The sequence below is a fragment of the Bordetella parapertussis genome (assembly GCF_020735925.1).
GTDB lineage: Bacteria > Pseudomonadota > Gammaproteobacteria > Burkholderiales > Burkholderiaceae_B > Bordetella > Bordetella pertussis.
Genome location: NZ_CP085971.1, coordinates 2,941,278 through 2,958,025, shown reverse-complemented (window position 1 = coordinate 2,958,025; position 16,748 = coordinate 2,941,278). Strand labels below are relative to the sequence as shown.

At 67.6% G+C, this 16,748-nt stretch carries 15 protein-coding genes and 1 pseudogene; 7 read left to right on the top strand and 9 right to left on the bottom strand.

What is annotated here, in order from left to right; genetic code table 11:
- Window positions 1-54 precede the first annotated feature (54 nt).
- Window positions 55-495 (top strand): YidB family protein, encoded by a 441-nt coding sequence (locus LK409_RS14010; protein WP_003813548.1) that lies wholly within the window; start codon window positions 55-57, stop codon window positions 493-495.
- 8 nt (window positions 496-503) lie between these two features.
- Here the strand turns inward: LK409_RS14010 and LK409_RS14005 are convergent, their stop codons facing one another.
- Window positions 504-1,358 (bottom strand): universal stress protein, encoded by an 855-nt coding sequence (locus tag LK409_RS14005; RefSeq protein WP_010928933.1) that lies wholly within the window; start codon window positions 1,356-1,358, stop codon window positions 504-506.
- A 135-nt stretch (window positions 1,359-1,493) separates the two neighbouring features.
- On the opposite strand from LK409_RS14005, the gene LK409_RS14000 reads away from it, so the two are divergent.
- Window positions 1,494-3,116, top strand: a complete 1,623-nt coding sequence (locus LK409_RS14000; protein WP_010928932.1) for a sensor domain-containing diguanylate cyclase — start codon at window positions 1,494-1,496, stop codon at window positions 3,114-3,116.
- Window positions 3,117-3,227: 111 nt separating this feature from the next.
- On the opposite strand, the gene LK409_RS13995 is transcribed toward LK409_RS14000, so the two are convergent.
- From LK409_RS13995 to LK409_RS13960, 8 genes are all read right to left on the bottom strand, one after another.
- Entirely contained in the window at window positions 3,228-4,598 is a 1,371-nt protein-coding gene (locus tag LK409_RS13995; RefSeq protein WP_003813541.1) for an MFS transporter, read from the bottom strand.
- Window positions 4,599-4,671: 73 nt separating this feature from the next.
- Window positions 4,672-5,529 (bottom strand): nitroreductase family protein, encoded by an 858-nt coding sequence (locus LK409_RS13990; protein ID WP_010928931.1) that lies wholly within the window; start codon window positions 5,527-5,529, stop codon window positions 4,672-4,674.
- Window positions 5,526-6,506: a Bug family tripartite tricarboxylate transporter substrate binding protein gene (locus tag LK409_RS13985; RefSeq protein ID WP_010928930.1), complete on the bottom strand. Its 981-nt coding sequence runs from the start codon at window positions 6,504-6,506 to the stop codon at window positions 5,526-5,528. The genes LK409_RS13990 and LK409_RS13985 overlap by 4 nt, the downstream gene beginning before the upstream one ends.
- Before the next feature lie 70 nt (window positions 6,507-6,576).
- Window positions 6,577-8,238 carry a hydantoinase B/oxoprolinase family protein gene (locus LK409_RS13980; RefSeq protein ID WP_010928929.1) on the bottom strand — a complete coding sequence of 554 codons (1,662 nt, stop codon included), beginning with the start codon at window positions 8,236-8,238 and terminating at the stop codon, window positions 6,577-6,579.
- Window positions 8,235-10,370 (bottom strand): hydantoinase/oxoprolinase family protein, encoded by a 2,136-nt coding sequence (locus LK409_RS13975; protein WP_003813531.1) that lies wholly within the window; start codon window positions 10,368-10,370, stop codon window positions 8,235-8,237. The genes LK409_RS13980 and LK409_RS13975 overlap by 4 nt, the downstream gene beginning before the upstream one ends.
- On the bottom strand, window positions 10,367-11,566 hold the full coding sequence (locus LK409_RS13970) for a pyridoxal phosphate-dependent aminotransferase (protein WP_010928928.1): 1,200 nt from the start codon (window positions 11,564-11,566) through the stop codon (window positions 10,367-10,369). Before LK409_RS13970 ends, LK409_RS13975 begins: the two co-directional genes overlap by 4 nt.
- 26 nt (window positions 11,567-11,592) lie before the next feature.
- The gene (locus LK409_RS13965; RefSeq protein WP_003813527.1) at window positions 11,593-12,201 is read right to left on the bottom strand and encodes a thiamine pyrophosphate-dependent enzyme; all 609 of its coding nucleotides are present in this window, start codon (window positions 12,199-12,201) and stop codon (window positions 11,593-11,595) included.
- A gap of 12 nt (window positions 12,202-12,213) precedes the next feature.
- Window positions 12,214-12,765, bottom strand: coding sequence for a thiamine pyrophosphate-binding protein (locus LK409_RS13960; RefSeq protein WP_003813525.1), 552 nt, complete (start codon window positions 12,763-12,765; stop codon window positions 12,214-12,216).
- Window positions 12,766-12,938: 173 nt separating this feature from the next.
- On the opposite strand from LK409_RS13960, the pseudogene LK409_RS13955 reads away from it, so the two are divergent.
- The 5 genes and pseudogenes from LK409_RS13955 to LK409_RS13935 all read left to right on the top strand — a co-directional run.
- Window positions 12,939-13,076: pseudogene (locus LK409_RS13955) on the top strand (helix-turn-helix domain-containing protein); the annotation flags it as partial.
- Window positions 13,077-13,362: 286 nt separating this feature from the next.
- Complete coding sequence (locus LK409_RS13950; protein ID WP_226376430.1) at window positions 13,363-13,809, top strand: LysR substrate-binding domain-containing protein; 447 nt, start codon at window positions 13,363-13,365, stop codon at window positions 13,807-13,809.
- Between the two features lie 486 nt (window positions 13,810-14,295).
- Window positions 14,296-15,012, top strand: a complete 717-nt coding sequence (locus LK409_RS13945; RefSeq protein WP_226376429.1) for an NrtA/SsuA/CpmA family ABC transporter substrate-binding protein — start codon at window positions 14,296-14,298, stop codon at window positions 15,010-15,012.
- Window positions 15,013-15,031: 19 nt separating this feature from the next.
- Window positions 15,032-15,904 carry an ABC transporter permease gene (locus LK409_RS13940; RefSeq protein ID WP_003813519.1) on the top strand — a complete coding sequence of 291 codons (873 nt, stop codon included), beginning with the start codon at window positions 15,032-15,034 and terminating at the stop codon, window positions 15,902-15,904.
- On the top strand, window positions 15,901-16,728 hold the full coding sequence (locus LK409_RS13935; protein ID WP_003813517.1) for an ABC transporter permease: 828 nt from the start codon (window positions 15,901-15,903) through the stop codon (window positions 16,726-16,728). The genes LK409_RS13940 and LK409_RS13935 overlap by 4 nt, the downstream gene beginning before the upstream one ends.
- Window positions 16,729-16,748 lie beyond the last annotated feature (20 nt).

The following is a 16,748-nucleotide window of genomic DNA, read 5'->3' as shown; positions in this document are numbered from 1 at the left end:
GCGTAGGACGGATGCGCTAGACTGGCTTCCCCTTCTTTCTCTTGGGAGCCTGTCATGGGTCTTCTCGATTCTCTCACGTCGATCGCCGGCGGCGCCCTGGGTGGCGGCGACGAGCGCTCGGCCAACGGCGGCATGGCAGCGTTGCTGCCCATCCTGGTCGCGCAATTGAACAATTACCCCGGCGGCCTGACGGCCTTGATCCAGCGCTTCCAGCAAGGCGGCCTGGGCGAGGTGATCGCCTCGTGGGTGAGCGCCGGGCCCAACCAGCCCGTGACGCCGGCGCAGCTGGACTCGGTGCTGGAGCCGGGCATGGTCGACCAGATGGCGCAGCAGTCCGGCCAGGACCGCGGCGACGTGCTGGCCAACCTGAGCCGCTTGCTGCCGGGCCTGGTGGATACCGCCACGCCGGGCGGCCAGGCCGAGTCGGGCCAATCCTTCGATGCCGGCAGCCTGCTGGCGTCGCTGTCGGGGCTGCTCGACGGCAAGCGCGGCTGACGCGCCGCCTAGCGCAGGATCAGCACCGCCAGCGAGACCCGGCTCAGGATTTCCGTGGTGGTGCTGCCCAGCACCAGCTGGCGGATGCGCGAATGCCCGTAGGCGCCCATGACCAGCATATCGATGCCGTGCTGCCCGGCGTAGGCCGCCAGCGCATCGGCCGGCCGCTCGGCAGCATGGTGCGTGATGGCGTCGAAACCGCCCTGGGCCAGTTGTTCGCGCGCCCATTGCAGCGCCTGGCGCGCTTCGCCGGCGTCCGATCCGGCGGTCAGGACATGGGCCTGCATGCCTTGCAGCAGCGGGCTGCGGCTGACCATTTCCACGGTCTTGCGGGAGGTGGCGCTGCCATCGAAGGCAACCAGGAAGCGGGTCGGCGTGACGAAACTGGGACCGGCCACCAGGACGGGCCGGTGCAGCGCGCGCACCGCCGCTTCCAGGTGCTGGTCGGGCAGCAGGCGTGACGGCTTGGTGGGCCGGTCGTGCTGGCCCATCACGAACAGGCGCGCGTCGTCTTCGAGCTCCAGCAGCACATCGACCAGGTAGCCCTGGCGGGCCAGCCCGGCCAGCCCTTGTATGCCGGCCTCGCGCGCCCGCTCGGTGGCTGCCTGCAAGAGCTGGCGCCCCTGCTCCTGGGCAAGCTGCTGGCGGCGCTCGTCGAGCTCGGCCAGTTCCTTGAGCAGGGTTTCCTGGGTCCCCATCCAGATCCCGCCGCTGAGGTCCGCGATGGGCACCGCATCCTGTTCGCGCTCGACGACGTGCAGGAGCTCCAGTTCGCTGCCGAGCCGGCGCACGGCCCAGATCGCATAGTCGCAAATGCTCTGCACGCGCCTGGGACTGCTGATGCAGGCTATGACGTTCTTCATGACCATCTCCCGGAGTTTGCCGGTTCGTCGTGCGCGCTGCCCGGCTTACCATACTATCCCGCCTTCGCCTCCAAACTGCAACCGTGACGGGGTCGGATAAGGATAAGATGGCGCTTTTGCCTGTTACGTTCCCCGATGATGCGCCAACTCGATCTGCGCCGCCTGATCCTGGGCCTGAGCATGCTGTCATTGTTGCTGGCCCTGGCCGGGACGCTCTATGCCAGCGCGGTGGTGCAGCGCGACATCCTGCTGTCTTCCACGCTGGAGGACAACCGTGTCTATGCGCGCAAGCTGGCGCTGGCGGCCGATGACCTGCTGGCCAACGCCATGCGCGATCTGGCCTATGGCGCCCAGAAGATCGGCGAACGGCCCGACAGCCGCGTCATCGCCCAGGAGGTCGAGCGCCTGCAGGCGCAGACCAATCGCTTCAATGCCGTTACCTATGTGGATGCCAACGGCGTGTTCCGGGCGGTTGCCCCGCATGCCGGCAATATCGTCGGGCGGCCGGTTGTCTCGGCCGAGATGCGCCAGGCGCTGGAACATCGCGGCGCCCTGATTTCCGACCCGTTCATCGCGCCCACCGGGCGCTGGCTGATCGCCATGTCCCAGCCGGTCTTCGGGTCGGACGGCGCCTTTGCCGGCGTGCTGTCCGGGCTGTTCTACCTGCATGAGGGCAACGCGCTGAAATCGCTGCTGGGCGAGCGCGACCACCGCAACGGCAGCTACCAGTACGCCGTCGACCGCCAGGGCGTGCTGCTGTACCACCCGCAGGCCACCCGCATCGGCGAGAGCCAGACAAGCAACCCGCTGCTTGCCGAAGTGCGTGCCGGCCGCGGCGGCGCCCAGCGCTTCGTCAACACCCTGGGCACCGAAATGCTGGCCGGCTATGCCGTGGTGCCCGCCACCGGCTGGGGCGTGGTGGCCCAGCGGCCGGTAAGCAGCGTGGTGGCCGCCACCCAATTGCTGGTGCGCCGCACGGTCTATGCGCTGGCCATATGGGTGGCCCTGGGCGTGTTGTGCGTGTGGTGGCTGGCCGACCGCATTTCGCGGCCATTGTCGCAGCTGGCGCGGGCGGCCGCCGAGCTGGATAACCCGCGCGCCGCCGATGGCGCGCTCAGTGTGCGCGCCTGGTATCGCGAAGCCTTGCAGATCAAGAACGCGCTCATGGCAGTGCGCCGCAAGATTGGCACCAAGTTCGAGCAATTGCGCCAGGACAGCCTGACCGACCCGCTGACCGGCCTGCTCAACCGCCGGGGCCTGGAGGAGTACCTGCGCAATACCCCATGGCAGGACGGCGCGATGACGGTGCTGGCCCTGGATATCGACCGCTTCAAGATCATCAACGACACCCACGGCCATGCCGCCGGCGACGAGGTGATCCAGTCATTGGCCGGGATCCTGCGCTCCAGCGCGCGTACCAAGGATGTCCTGGCGCGCCTGGGCGGCGAAGAATTCGCCGTGTTGCTGCCGGACGTGGACGTGCCGCAGGCGCCCCAGCTGGCCGAGCGCATACGCCGTTCGATCGAGGCCGCGCCCACCGAGGCCGGCGTGTCCTACACCGTGTCGATCGGCGTGGCCTGTTATCCCGCGCATGGCGCCTCGCTGGAGGCTGTCATGCGCTGCGCCGATGAAGCCCTGTACGCCGCCAAGGCGGGCGGGCGCAACCGTACGCATCTGTATCGCGTCGGCATGCCTCTTCCTGCAAGTTTGACGGACGCCGCTGCCGGCTCGGAACCAAGCCAGGACCTGCGTTCCTGACCGAATGCGCCGCTACTTTGCAGCGCGGACAGCAAGGAGCGTGAGCATGCATCGCCGGACTGGCGCCGACATGCCGCTGCCCGGCGTTGCCCTGATCATGGGCGCGCCGGCCTAGCGGCGCCTCAGCCGCGCCAGGCTGATTACGCCGGCCACTCCCGCGCACGCCGCACCCGCGTACAGGCATTGCACGGCGCCTTGCGGGCCGGCACGGCCCAGCAGATAAGCCACCAGGGCGGCGCCCGCCGCCTGGCCCAGCAGGCGCGCCGTGCCCAGCATGCCGCTGGCCGCGCCGCTGCGCGAAGGCGGGGCCGCGCCCATGATCGCGCGGTTGTTGGCCGGCTGGAACAGGCCGAAGCCGGCGCCGCAGATGGCCATGCGCAGCAGGACGTCGGTGATGGCCGGTTCGCGTGGCAGCGCGGCCAGAAGCAGCAGTCCCGCGGCCAGCAGCGCCATGCCGATCGAGCCCAGTACCGCGGCGCCCCAGCGGTCGGCCAATCTGCCCGAACTGCTCGCGATGGCGGCCAGCGCCAGCGGCCAGGGGGCCAGCAGGATGCCGGTATCGACGGCATTGAAACCCAATACCAGCTGGTAGTAGAACGGCAGTCCGACGTAGGCCAGCGTCTGCGCCGCGAACGAGCAGATCGACGTGCACAGCGAAAGACTGAACGCCGCCTTGCGCAGCAGGTCCAGGGGCAGCAGCGGGGCTTCCACGGCGCGCTGGCGCCGCACCAGGAACCACCCCGTGGCGATCGCCATCCCCAGCAGGCCCAGCACCAGCAAGGCGGGCAGGCGATGGGAGAAGGTGACCACGGCAAGCAGCGCCAGGCCGAACGCCGTGGCGCTCAGGATGGCGCTGCGCCAGTCGTAGCTGCCTTCGCGGCGATGGCTTTCGGGCAGGGATCGCGAACCGGTGAGGATGGCGGCGATGCCCGCCGGCACGCCGATGGCGAACAGCCAGGGCCAACTGCCGATGGACAGCACCACGCTGGCCAGAACCGGGCCGGCCGTCGAAGCGATGGCCGCCACCGTGGCGTTCATGCCGATCGCGCGTCCCAGGCGCTCGCGCGGCACGATATAGCGGATCAACGCCAGATTGACGCTGAGAATGCCGGCGGTGCCCAGGCCCTGCATCACTCGCGCCAGCACCAGCGCGGTCAGGCTGCCGGCCAGCGCGCTCATGAGCGAGGCGCCGGTGAACACGTACAGGCCGACGAGGTAGACGCGCCGGTACCCCAACGACTCGCCCAGCACCGCCAGGGGTAGCAGCGCCATGAACAGGGCGATCTGGTAGGCGTTGACGATCCAGATCGAGGTCGCGGCGGGCGCCGCCAGGTCCTGGGCGATGAGCGGCAGGGCGGTATTGGCGATGACACCGTCCATGACCGCTATCGTGACGCCCAGCGTCACGGTAACGAGGGCCCGCTGCTGGCGCGGGCCGCTCAGGCCGTTTTCTTCCACAGACTGCTGGGCCAAGTTCTTCAAGCTAGGGTGTCCGGCTGTTTTGCTGGAATCATAAAGTAATTCCGATTCCGTTTCGCCCAGCCGGCGGCGCGGGTCATTCCAGCTGGAAGCCGAGATTGCCCAGGGCCTGCCTGAGCCGGTCCCGTCCGGCCAGGCTGCGCGCCCCGGCGACGCGGCGCGCGACCTGCGGCGTCCAGCCCGGCGCGGGCAGCCCCTGGGCGGCCTGGAATGCCGCGAGCCGTTCGTCGTACCGTTCGAGCAGATCGGCTTCCGAACTGGTGGCGTACTGGTCCCGGTGCAGGACAGCCGGCGGCGGCAGGCGGGGTTTGATGGATGCTGGCCGCGACGGATCGGGGTTGCCCACGCACAGGCCGAAGGCGGCAAAGCACTGCGCGGGCAGACCGAGTTCGGCGCTGACCCGTTCCGGCCGATTGCGCAGGCCGCCGATGAACACCGTGCCCAGGCCGAGCGCTTCGGCGGCGACGACCGCGTTCTGCGCCGCCAGCGCCGCGTCGACCAGGGCGAGCGTGTAGAGCTCAAGAAAAGGCAGTGCCGCGGCCGGGGCGTTCCGGCCGGCCGCCACGCGCGCCAGGCGCGACAGGTCGGCGAGCCAGACGAGAAACAGCGGGCATTGGACGACGTGCGGCTGGGACCCCGCCAATTCGGCCAGCCTGGCCTTGCGCGCCGGGTCGGTAACGGCCACCAGGCTCCATGCCTGCAGGTTGGACGACGTGGCGGCGGATTGGGCGGCCGCCGTGAGCGCCGTGAGCACGGCATCGTCCAGCGGTGTGTCGGCGTAGGCGCGCACGCTGCGATGCGGCAACAGCAGGGACAGCATATCCGAGCCCGCCGCATGGGCAAGCGTCAGCGGCGGCGCGGCCGCGCCGCCGTAGCGCCGGTCCAGGTGTTCGTGCAGGCGCCCCGTGGACGGGTGCGGGACGGGCCGCTTCATTTGGCGGAGATCCGTGCCGTGTCCACCACCTGCCGCCACTTGGCCAGTTCCGATTTCATCAGCGCATGCAATTGGTCCGGGGCGCCGCCTTCGATCAGGAAACCCATGCCCTTGAGCGTGTTGACGGCATTGTTGTCCTTCAAGGCGGTGGCCAGCGCGTCGTGCAGCCTGGCCACGGTGGCGGGGGGCGTGCCGGCCCGCACCACGAAAGCGTACCAGGACGTGATCTCATAGCCGGGCAGGCCCGATTCGCTGACGGTGGGAATGTCCGGCAGTTCGGCGATACGCTGTTGGGTGGTGACAGCCAGCGCGCGCAGCTTGCCCGCTTCGATGAAGGGCTTGACCTCGGGCGCGACCGCGACCATGAAGGTCGTCTCGCCGCTTGCCAGGCCCAGCAGGGCGGGGTTGCCTCCCTTGTACGGCACGTGGACGGCGTTCACGTGCGCCATGGTCTTGTACAGCTCCGCGCCCAGATGGGGCGAGCTTCCGTTGCCGGCCGAGGCGTAGTTGGCCTGCTCGCCGTTCTTCTTGAGATAGGCCGTCAGTTCCTGCAAGGTCTTGAACGGCGAGTTGCCGGGCACAACCACGACCAGCGGCATGGTGGCCACCAGCATGACAGGGGTGAAATCCTTGAGCGGGTCGTACTCGATGCGCGACGCATAGAGCACGGGGTAGATGGACAGGGCGGCGATCGTGCCGAGGAACAGATGCTTGCCGTCGGGTTCGGCTCGCTTGATCGCAGCCGCCGCGACCGAGCCGCTGGCGCCTGGCTGGTTGACGACGATGACTTGTTCGTTGAGCGCCTTGGCCAAGCCTTCGCGCAGGATGCGCGCCATGGCGTCGGTCGAGCCCCCTGGCGAAAACGGCACGACGATGCTGATGGGCTTGTTCGTTTCCACCCGGGGCTGCGCCGACGCCGCCGCGCCGATCATGGCGCCGGCGATCGCCAGCGCGGGTAACAGGATCTGCCTTCTCATGCTGCACCTCCTTGGATGTCCGTTGTGTGGCTCGAAATGCAACGCGGCCAGGCGTGTCCGGCCGTTGTGTTCAGGATTGGCGCGCGGTGCCCGGCGCAGCACTGTAGCCCAGCCGGTAGTCGTGATCCGCCAGCGCGGGGTCGCGCTGGCCGGGCGGTCCGAAGCCGCCTCCGCCGGGCGTGCGCATGACCAGTTCGTCGCCCGGGTTGAGGAGGTGCCGCTCGCGGACATCGACCGCCACACCGTTGATCCATACCGCGCCGGGCACGCCGGCCTGGCCGCCGCCGAGGCCCGGCGCCGGCTCGCGTGTGCGCTCGGCGAGAAAGACCACCGACAGGGGCCTGTCGTGACGGCTGACCATGCAGACCTCCTCGCCCAGGCCGCCGCGCCATTGCCCCGGGCCGCCGGAGTCGACGCGCAGGCGCTTGTAGCGGAAAAAGAGCGGTATGTCGCGTTCGGCGACTTCGACCGGCGTGGGCGAGATATTGCTGGGCCACGACATGACCGCCGCGCCGTCCTTGCCGCAGGTCGCGCCCATGCCGCCGTTGAAGAACAGCACCGTCGCCATCGGCAGGCCATCGGCGCCGGTGCCGCTGATGTTGGCGCTCCACAGCGGCGAGCCGGCGCCGGCCATGACCCGCTCGGGCAGGACCGCGTGCATGGCGCCGAAGATCAGTACCGGCAGGTAATGCCCGGTGGATGCCCGGCCGCCGACCGCCGCGGGGCGCGCCGGGTTGAGCAGGGAGTGCTCCGGCGCCTCTACACGGATCGCGCGCAGCATGCCGTCGCTGTTGGGAATGTCCGGGACCAGCAGGCATTTGATGGCGTAGACCGCCATGGCGGTGGTGTATCCGAGCGGACAGTTGATGGCCCGCGGCTGCTGCGGCGATGTGCCGGTGAAGTCGCAGGTGATGGCATCGCCTTCGATACGTACCGTGACGGCCAGGTCCAGCCGCTGTTCGAATCCGTCGGTCTGCATCGCATACCGGTACTGCCCGTCCGGCAACGCCGAGATTGCCTTGCGCAGCGCCCGGTCGCCGCGTTCGAACAGCGCCTCGGCAATATCGTCGACCCCCGGCAGCGCGTACTCCACCAGTACTTCGCCAAGCCGACGCGCCACGAGTTCGACCGCGCTGGCTTGCGACCAGATATCGCCCGCGGTCTGGTCGGGGGTGCGCACGTTGGTTCGTATCATGTCCAGGATCGCCTCATTGGGTGCGCCCTGGTCGAGCAGGCGAATGACGGGTATCTGCAGGCCTTCTTCGAACAATTCGTGGGCATTGACGGAGCGAAAGCGCCCGCCGATGTCCGGCACGTGGCCCGCGGTGGCGGCGAACGCCACCACCTTGCCCAGGTGGAACACCGGCTTGACCAGGCAGACGTCGTTCAGGTGCCCCGTGCCGATCCACGGGTCGTTGGTGATGAACACGTCGCCCGGGCGCAAAGTGTGGTGCGGGTACTTGGCGATCACGGCCTGCACTGTCGCGGGCAGGGTGCCGATGAAGGCCGGGATGCTGCCCGAGTTTTCGGTCAGGCAGCGTCCCGCGGAGTCGGTCACCACCACGGTGAAGTCGTTGGCTTCGGTCGAAAGCGTGGAGAACGAGGTCCGTACGATCAGCTTGGCCGCTTCGTCCGCGATCGAACGCACGCGCGCCCAGAATACTTCCAGGAAGATGGCGTCCTGGCGCCTGTTCATGGCATGGGGCCGGTCTGCGGTTTTCATGATGCTCACTCCTCGATCGTGATGCGGATATTGCCGCTGGCCAGTTGCAGCAAGGCGCCTTTCGGCCCCACCACCAGGGTCGAGCCGGCATCCTCGACCAGCGCCGGTCCGGCGGCGTGAAAGCCTGGCGTGAGCGCCGCGCGGTCATAGACCGGCGTGCGCACGAAGTCGTCGGCCTCCTTGAAGAACACCTGTCGCCATGCTTTGGGTTCGGGGGGCGCGCCGCCAGCCAGCGGCTCGGGCACGAATGCCACGCGCGGCGGCGCTTCGGCCGCCACGCGCAGGTTGACCAGTTCGACCGGCACATTGGGCGGCGTACGTCCGAACTTCTGTTCGTATGCCTGCTTGAAGGCCGCGACCAGTACGGTCCGCGTGGCCGTAGCCTCGCCGCCTTCCTGGTCATAGGGGCCCGCGGGTAGCCGGACCGACAGATTGAAGGCCTGGCCGATGAAGCGGCCGTCGGCGTGGCGCACGATCTCGATGGGGCCGAAGCGGTCCTGTACCAGCTCCAGGGGCTCGCGCGCCTGGGCTTCCAGCGCGGCGAACTCCCGTTCCAGGTCGGCCAGCGACCCGGTTTCGGGCCGGAAGTTGGCGGTGCGCGAGCGATCGGCGCGCGCGGGGGCGATCAGCAAGCCGTAAGCGGAGGCCACGCCGGCGGCCGGCGGGCAGATGATGGACCGCACGCCGATCTTTTGCGCGACGTAATAGGCGTGCAGCGGTCCGCCGCCGCCCGTGCACAACAACACGAAATCGCCGGCGTCGCGGCCGCATTCGGCCAGGTGCACCCGCGCCGCGCCCGCCATGTTCTCGGCCACGATGTCGTGGACGCCCCAGGCAACGTCCACGGTTTCCCGGTCCAGCTGCCGGGCGAGGGTCCGGACGGCCATGTGCGCCCGGTCCCTGTCGATGCGCAGCGAGCCGCCGGCGAAATAGTCGGGGTTGAGGTATCCCAGCAGCAGGTTGGCGTCGGTGACCGTGGGCGCCTCGCCACCCAGCGCATAGCAGGCAGGGCCCGGCTCGGAGCCCGCGCTCAAGGGGCCGACCTTGAGCAGTTGCAGTTCGTCCTGATGCGCGATGCTGCCCCCGCCGGCGCCGATCTCGATCAGGTGAACCGTGGTGATGCCGATGGGCAGGCCGCTGCCTTCGGCGAAACGTTTGCGCCGCGCCGCTTCGAAACTGTGGGCGATGGACGGCGCGCCGCCTTCCACCAGGGTCAGCTTGGCGGTGGTGCCGCCCATGTCGAAGGCCAGCAGGTCCGGCTGCTGGTCGCAGACGCCGTAGTGGGCGGCGGCGATCGCCCCGCCGGCAGGTCCGGATTCCAGCAGTTCGATCGGATTGCGGCGCGCCTGGCGCAGGTGGCCGAGGCCGCCGTTGGACAGCATCATCAGTACGCCGCTGCGCAAGCCCAGCGTGGCCAGCTTGTCTTCCAGCGCGGCGAGATAGCGATCCGCCAGCGGCTTGATGTAAGCGTTGGCGACCGTGGTCGAGCCACGCTCGAATTCGCGGATGACCGGCGCCACCTCGGACGACAGCGTAAGGCTGACATCGGGCAGGGCTTGCCGGATCCAGGCGTGGACCTGTTGTTCGTGCCGCGGCGATGCGTAGGCATGCAACAGGCAGACGGCGATGGAGGTCGCACCGGCGTCGGCCAGGCTGCGCGCCATGGCGACGACCGCCTGGCGATCGAGCGGTTCGAGCTCGTTGCCATGCGCGTCGAGCCGGCCTGGAATTTCGCGGCGCAGGTCCCGGGGCACCAGTGGCGGGGGGCGGTCGATGGCCAGGTCGTACAGGTCGTACTTGCGTTCGTTGCCGATCTCTATCGCGTCCATGAAGCCTTGGTTGCACAGCAGGCCCGTCCTGGCGCCGGCGCGGCTGATCAGGGCATTGGTGAACAGCGTGGTGGCATGCACCACGCGGCCGACCTCGGACGCGGCGATGCCGCACGTGGCCATCAACTGGCGCACGCCTTCCATGACCGCCAGGGATGGATCGTCGTACGTGGTCAGCATCTTGAGGCTATGCAGCTTGCCGCCCGCATAGTCGAGCGCGACCAGATCGGTAAACGTTCCGCCGATATCAATGCCAATGGACCATTCAGCCAAGACAGTTCTCCGTTCGTGCTGGAAATGCCGCGCCTTCAATGCAGCGCGGCGCAGGCGGCCGCGATGCGGCGTTGCGCTTCTTCGATCAGGGTTTCCGACGCGGCGATGGAAAGGCGGAAGAAGCCGGGCATGCCATAGGCGTCTCCCTGGATGACGACCACGCCCTCGGCGTCGAGCAGGTGCAGGGCGAGGTCGGTGTCGTTGTCGATCGTGCGCCCCTGCGGCGTGCGCTTGCCAGCCAGGCCGGCGCAAGAGGCGAAGACATAGAAGGCGCCGTCCGGCGTGTCGCAGTGCAATCCCGGTATGGCGTTGATGCGCCGGACCAGCAGGTCGCGCCGCGCCTGGAACAGCTTTCTGGACGACGCGATGATGTCCTGCGGGCCGGTCAGCGCCTCGATCGCGGCGGCCTGGCTCACGGCGCTCGGGCACGACGTGCTTTGCGACTGCAGCTTGACCATGTTGGCGATCAGGGCCGCCGGTCCGCCGGCATAGCCGATGCGCCAGCCCGTCATCGCGTACGACTTCGAGACGCCGTTGACGGTCAGCACGCGGTCGGCCAGCGCCGGCTCCACGGCGGCGATGGTGGCGAAGCGGCGGCCGTCGTACAGCAAGTGCTCGTAGATGTCGTCCGTGATGACGCAAATGTCCGGGTGCCGCAGCAGCACTTGCGCCAGGGCCTTGAGTTCGGTCTCGTCGTACGCCGCGCCGCTGGGGTTGTTGGGCGAGTTCAGGATGAGGCAGCGCGTGCGTGGCGTGATCGCCCGCTCCAGCTCGTCGGGCTGCAGCTTGAAGCGATGTTGCTGCGCACAGGCCACGGCGACCGGCGTGCCGCCGGCAAAGCGCACCATATCGGGATAGGAAACCCAGTATGGCGCCGGGATGACGACTTCGTCGCCACGCTGCACCAGGCACAGCAGGGCGTTGAAGATCACCTGCTTGGCGCCCGACGACACGATGATCTGGTCCTGGCGGTACGCCAGGCTGTTCTCGCGCCGGAATTTCTCGGCCACGGCGGCCTTGAGCTCCGGTACGCCGCCCACGTCCGTGTATTTCGTCTGGCCGTTGCGCATGGCGCGCAGCGCGGCTTGCTGGATGTTGTCGGGGGTGGCGAAGTCGGGTTCGCCGGCGGTCAGCCCGATCACGTTGCGGCCGGCGGCCCGCAGTTCGCGCATGCGCTGGCCAGCCATGGAGCTGGGGGAGGGCGCGATCCTTGCCATTCTGTCTGCGAAACGCATGATGTGGTTCTCCGGCGCGCCAGGGCTCAGGCCACGCCCAGACCGGCCGAGAAGCCTTGCCGGATCTTGGTGGGGTTGAATTCGCTGAACATCCGCGCCAGCTGCCTGTCGGTGCGGGTGGCGATGAAGCTCGGGCCGTCGCCGCGCAGCGCCTGTTCGACGAGCGCGTCGAAGTGCGCCGGATCGGCCGCCCAGTGGCTGTTGCGCAAGCCGGCCCCGCGCGCCATCGCGACCACGTCGATGGTGTGGGAAGTGAGGGTGCGTTGCCCGCCGGTGATGTTGTAGACGCCGTTGTCGAACACGATGATGGTCAAGTTGGCGGGCCGGCAGGCCGCGACCGTTCCCAATGTGCCGAGCTGCATCAGCAGGGAGCCGTCGCCCTCCAGCGCGATGACCTTGCGCGACGGTTGCGCCAGGGCTACGCCCAGCGCAATGGGCACGGCCAGCCCCATGCTGCCCAGCATGTAGAAATTCTGCGGCCGTTGGCCGCTGGCCCAGAGATCGTGATTGGTCGAGCCGATGCCGCCAATGACGGCTGCGTCGTCCAGGCGCCCGACTAGCCGGGTGGTGAGGTCGTAGCGGCTCATGACCGCGGCGCTGTCGCGGGTGACCGCGGAATTGCTGGCGGGATGCATCGTCGGATCTCCTCAGTCGCTGGATTTCTTGGTCAATTTGGGGGAAAGAATGAGCGCGGCGGGCGAGCGCGTCGCGAAGGCCTGCCTGATGGCTTCCTCGACCACGAACTCGACCTCGTCAGCGTGCGTGAGGGTGTGATGCGGAATGCCCAGGGAGTCGAGGATCGGGCGCATGGTCTGCCATACCCGTACCTGGACCAATTGGCGGTCGCCCAGCGCGCCGCGCTCCGATATCACCATCACCACCGGGATTTCGTAAGGCACGGGCAGCGACGCCAGCACATTGGCCAGGGTGGCAAAGCCGCTGGTCTGGGTCAGGAGGATGCTGCGCATGCCCGCCATCTGCGCGCCGCAGACGATACCCAGGGCCTCTTCTTCGCGAGCGGGACAGACGACCTGGAAATGGTCGTCGGCCTCGACCCGGTCGATCAGCGGCTTGAGCACCTTGTCGGGCACGTAGGTCACCAGCCGGATGTCCTCTTTCTTGAGGATGCGCCAGACGGTTTCGTCCCATGCCGCGGTGGCCGCGGTGTCGCCGGTTTCATGCGCTGCGATTGCCCCCATGCCTGCTCTCCTGTGTGTGGCGCCGCGCGTGCCCGGCAGGGCATGTTGCGGACGTGATCGGTGCTGGAGTGGCCATACTAGGAATGCCGGTTAATTGATACAAACAAATATTTCGAATAGATTATTCGGCACAACCGATAAATCACTCGCCGAGTGCCTGAGGGGAAAGAGGTATGGACCGTCGCGTTTCGCTGCGGCACTTGCGCTGCTTCCTGGCAGTGGTGGAAACCCGTTCGTTCACCCTCGCGGCCTCGCGCATGTTCCTGTCGCAGTCGTCGCTGACCGCCGCGATCCAGCAGTTCGAGGAAGCGGTGGGGCTGAAGCTGTTCGAGCGCACGACGCGGCATGTGGAGCTGACCGACGCCGGCCGCCACTTCAAGGCGGAAGCCGAGCGGGTCGTCCATGGCTTCGACGCCTCCATTCGCGATCTCAAGGCGTTCGGCCAGGGCGGCCGCATGCATGTCCATGTGGCCAGCGCCCCGTCCGTGGTGCAGGCGCTGCTGGTGCCGGCCATCCCGCACCTGAAGGCAAGTTTTCCCCATATCACCTTTACGGTTCGCGATGCCGACGCGACGCGCATCGAACGCATGGTGCTCAATGGGGATCGACTTTGCCCTGACCAGCAGGCATATCGCGTTCGACGAGCTCGAATACGTTCCGCTGCTGCGCGACCAGTACGGCGTGGTGTATCGCTCGTCGGCCTTTCGCCTGGAGGGCGAGGGGCCGGTGCGCTGGAGCAGCCTCGCCGCCGAAGGCTATGTGCAGTTCACGCCGGACACCGCGCTGGGCGCGATGCTGGCGGCCTTGCCCGCCGCCGCGCGCCTGTACGACGAGCAGCGCGACGCGGTATCCAGCAGCACCACGCTCTACGCCATGCTGGAGCTGCCGGGCACGTATTCCATCGTCGGCGCGTTGTCGGCCGGGACCGGCCCGTTTCCCGAGTTCGATTTCCGCGCGCTGGTCGATCCCGTGCTGACGCGCGAGATCTGCCTGGTGACACGGCGCCTGCGCTACATGTCCACGAGCGCGCGGCGCATCCTCTAGGCGCTGCTGGAGGTGTTCGACCGCATCGCCTTGCCGCAAGGGGTGGAGCTGCTGCGGCGCGACGCCCGGAGCGACCCGGGCAGCCAGGCCGCGACAGACGGCGCCGGCCCATCCTCTCCCACTTTGTAACGGCCGCTTGCTGCGCGCTGGAAACTTCGCTAGACTGCTTTCACAAAGGTAGTATCAATTGATACTGCCAAAGGCGGATCGATAACAAGCCAAGGAGACTGACCATGAAGTCACGCATTTGCCGCCGGCTGGCCGGCGCGTTGCTCGGTGTGGTTGCGGCTTGCGCCAGCCAGGCGCAGGACACCATACGCCTGGGGTTGCAGGCGGTCCCCACCGACGAGCTGTACCAGGCCCGGGACTGGGCCCAGCCCTACGGGTTGAAAACGGAAATCTCGACCTACAGTTCGGCCGGCGACTCTCTCAAGGCGTTCCTGGCCGGCCGCGTGGACGTGGTGTCCGGCGGCGCGGCTGGTCACCATGGCGGCCAAGCAGCCCGAGGTGTTCTATATCGTGGCCGCCAACCAGTACGGCGGCGACCGCTACGACATCATCGTCGGGCCGGAGGCCCCGTACAAATCGATCGCCGATCTCAAAGGCAAGAAGATCGGGGTGGTCAGCGGTTCGGGCGCGCATGGCACCTTGATGCTGTACCTCGAGAAGAACCAGCTCAGTCCCAAGGATTTCCGCTTCGTCAACATGAAGGTCGAGGATATCGCGGCGGCGGTGAACCGCGGCGTGGTCGACGCCGGCCTGGCCTGGGAGCCGCACGTCGCCCTGGCGGAAGTCAACGGCGCGGTCAAGCGCATCCAGTCGATGAAGGGCGTCAACGAAAGCCCCAACTTTATCCTCGTCAATCGCGAGTATGCGGGCAAGCACCCCGAAGCGGTCGCCAAGTACATCGCGTCCATGATCGACATGTCGCAGCTGACCACGACCGATCCCAAGAAGGCTGGCGAGATGATCGCGGCCCAGCTGGGCAAGTCCGGCGTCAGCATCCCGCCCAAGGCGATGGAGCTGGCCGTCTCGCGCATCGTGGTGGATCCGCGGATCGAGGATCGCCTGCTCGAAGAGCTGCCCGCCATAGCCGAGCCCATGATCGCCGCCGGACGCATCAATGCCATGCCGGAGTTCGGCAAGCTGGTTCAGAAGTCGTACTACGAGCGGGCTGCCGCGCTTGCCAAGGCCAGGCAGTGAGCCGAATCACGGAGACCCCATGAAGCCGCTTGCCGCAACCACAGCCCACACGGTCATGATCAGGCCTGCCGCGCGGCGTACTCCCGGCGCTTTCGCCGCGTACGCCGAGTTCGGCCGGTTCATGCTGCCCATCGTCACCCTGCTCGTGTTCTGGGAGCTCGCCGTCAGGGCGGGGTGGATCGCCTCGAACATCTTTCCCTCGCCGTCGATGATCTTCGCTCGCGCCAGCGAGCAACTCTTCTCCACCGGGCCGGAGCAGGGCATGCTGTTCAAGCACATCGGCGCCAGCCTGTATCGCGCCATCAGCGCCTTCGCGCTGAGCGTGCTCATCGGGATACCGCTGGGCTTCTGCCTGGGCCTGATGCCGTCGGTCCACAAATGGACCAGCCCGATCCTGAGCGTCATGCTGCCATTGCCCGCCGTCGCGTGGACCCCCATTCTGCTGGTCGCGTTCGGCCAGGGCGACCGGACCATCATCACCGTATGCTTCCTGGGCGCGTTCTTCCCTGTGCTCTACAGCACGATCCAAGGCGTCAAGGCGGTGAGCAAACAGTCGATCTGGGTGGTGCGCAGCATGGGCGGCAAGCGCCGGCACGTACTGCTGAACGTCCTGCTGCCCTCCTGCCTGCCGGCGCTGATATCCGGCCTGAAGCTGGGCATGGCCCACTCGTGGCGCACGCTGGTCGCCGCCGAGATGCTGGCGGCCATCAGCACGGGCCTGGGCTACATGATCTTCGCCGCCCGCAGCTATATGGACGTCTCGACCATGTTCGTGGGCATCGCGCTGCTGGCCTTGATCGGCATGGCGATCGAATACGGGATATTCGGCGTGCTGGAGCAGCGCACCATCAGGAAATGGCATGGCGCCTCGCGCATGGGAGGATCGAAATGAGCAGCGCAATGGCTTCCTCCATGCCTGGCGGCGACGGGGCCAGGATTTTCGACCGGCTTCTGGTGCCCCTGGTCTCGCTGGGCGTGCCGCTGTTGATCTGGGAATTCCTGGCGCGTTCCGGCCTGGTCAGCGACTTCCTGTTTCCCCCGCCCAGCAGTATTTTCTCCACGCTTTGGTCGGACTCCGGAGCCGATGTCCACGGCGGACAGCTATACCGCCATGTGTACTACAGCATGATGCGCCTGCTGGCCGGCCTTGCGCTGGCGGCGGCCGTCGGCACCCTGATCGGCATCCTGATCGGCCTGACCCGCTGGGGGCGGTTCGTCTTCAAGCCCTTGCTGAGCCTGTTCATGCCGGTGCCCACGCTGGCCTGGACGCCGATCCTGCTGTTGCTGATCGGCGTCGACAACAAGACCACGATCCTGATCGTGTTCATCGCGGCCAGCTTCGAGGTGATCCTCAACGTAGTGGCCGGCATCGAGAACATGAACGTCAAGGTGTTCTGGGTCGCGCGCTCGATGGGGGCCAGCCGCCTGCAGATCTTCTTCAAGGTGATCGTTCCCGGCATCCTGCCGTACCTGATCACCGGGGTGCGGCTGGGCAGCGGCTATGCGTGGCGGGCCTTGATCGCCGCGGAAATGCTGGCCGCCAGCTCCTACGGGCTGGGCTTCATGATCTACGAGGCCTCCGAGTTCATGGACATGACCACCATTTACGGCGGGCTGATCATGATTGCGCTGCTCGGCTATCTGATCGAGAACGTGCTGATGGGCGCGTTCGAGGAGCGTACGGTCGGTAAATGGGGCGTCCAGGTCGAACGCTGAAAACAACGAAACGGGAGACG

What these genes read in the sequence shown, in the direction of transcription:
- LK409_RS14010 (WP_003813548.1), top strand. Translation starts at nt 55, where the DNA reads ATGGGTCTTCTCGATTCTCTCACGTCGATCGCCGGCGGCGCCCTGGGT.
- LK409_RS14005 (WP_010928933.1), bottom strand. Translation starts at nt 1,358, where the DNA reads ATGAAGAACGTCATAGCCTGCATCAGCAGTCCCAGGCGCGTGCAGAGC.
- LK409_RS14000 (WP_010928932.1), top strand. Translation starts at nt 1,494, where the DNA reads ATGATGCGCCAACTCGATCTGCGCCGCCTGATCCTGGGCCTGAGCATG.
- LK409_RS13990 (WP_010928931.1), bottom strand. Translation starts at nt 5,529, where the DNA reads ATGAAGCGGCCCGTCCCGCACCCGTCCACGGGGCGCCTGCACGAACAC.
- LK409_RS13985 (WP_010928930.1), bottom strand. Translation starts at nt 6,506, where the DNA reads ATGAGAAGGCAGATCCTGTTACCCGCGCTGGCGATCGCCGGCGCCATG.
- LK409_RS13970 (WP_010928928.1), bottom strand. Translation starts at nt 11,566, where the DNA reads ATGCGTTTCGCAGACAGAATGGCAAGGATCGCGCCCTCCCCCAGCTCC.
- LK409_RS13965 (WP_003813527.1), bottom strand. Translation starts at nt 12,201, where the DNA reads ATGCATCCCGCCAGCAATTCCGCGGTCACCCGCGACAGCGCCGCGGTC.
- LK409_RS13960 (WP_003813525.1), bottom strand. Translation starts at nt 12,765, where the DNA reads ATGGGGGCAATCGCAGCGCATGAAACCGGCGACACCGCGGCCACCGCG.
- LK409_RS13950 (WP_226376430.1), top strand. Translation starts at nt 13,363, where the DNA reads ATGGGGATCGACTTTGCCCTGACCAGCAGGCATATCGCGTTCGACGAG.
- LK409_RS13945 (WP_226376429.1), top strand. Translation starts at nt 14,296, where the DNA reads ATGGCGGCCAAGCAGCCCGAGGTGTTCTATATCGTGGCCGCCAACCAG.
- LK409_RS13940 (WP_003813519.1), top strand. Translation starts at nt 15,032, where the DNA reads ATGAAGCCGCTTGCCGCAACCACAGCCCACACGGTCATGATCAGGCCT.
- LK409_RS13935 (WP_003813517.1), top strand. Translation starts at nt 15,901, where the DNA reads ATGAGCAGCGCAATGGCTTCCTCCATGCCTGGCGGCGACGGGGCCAGG.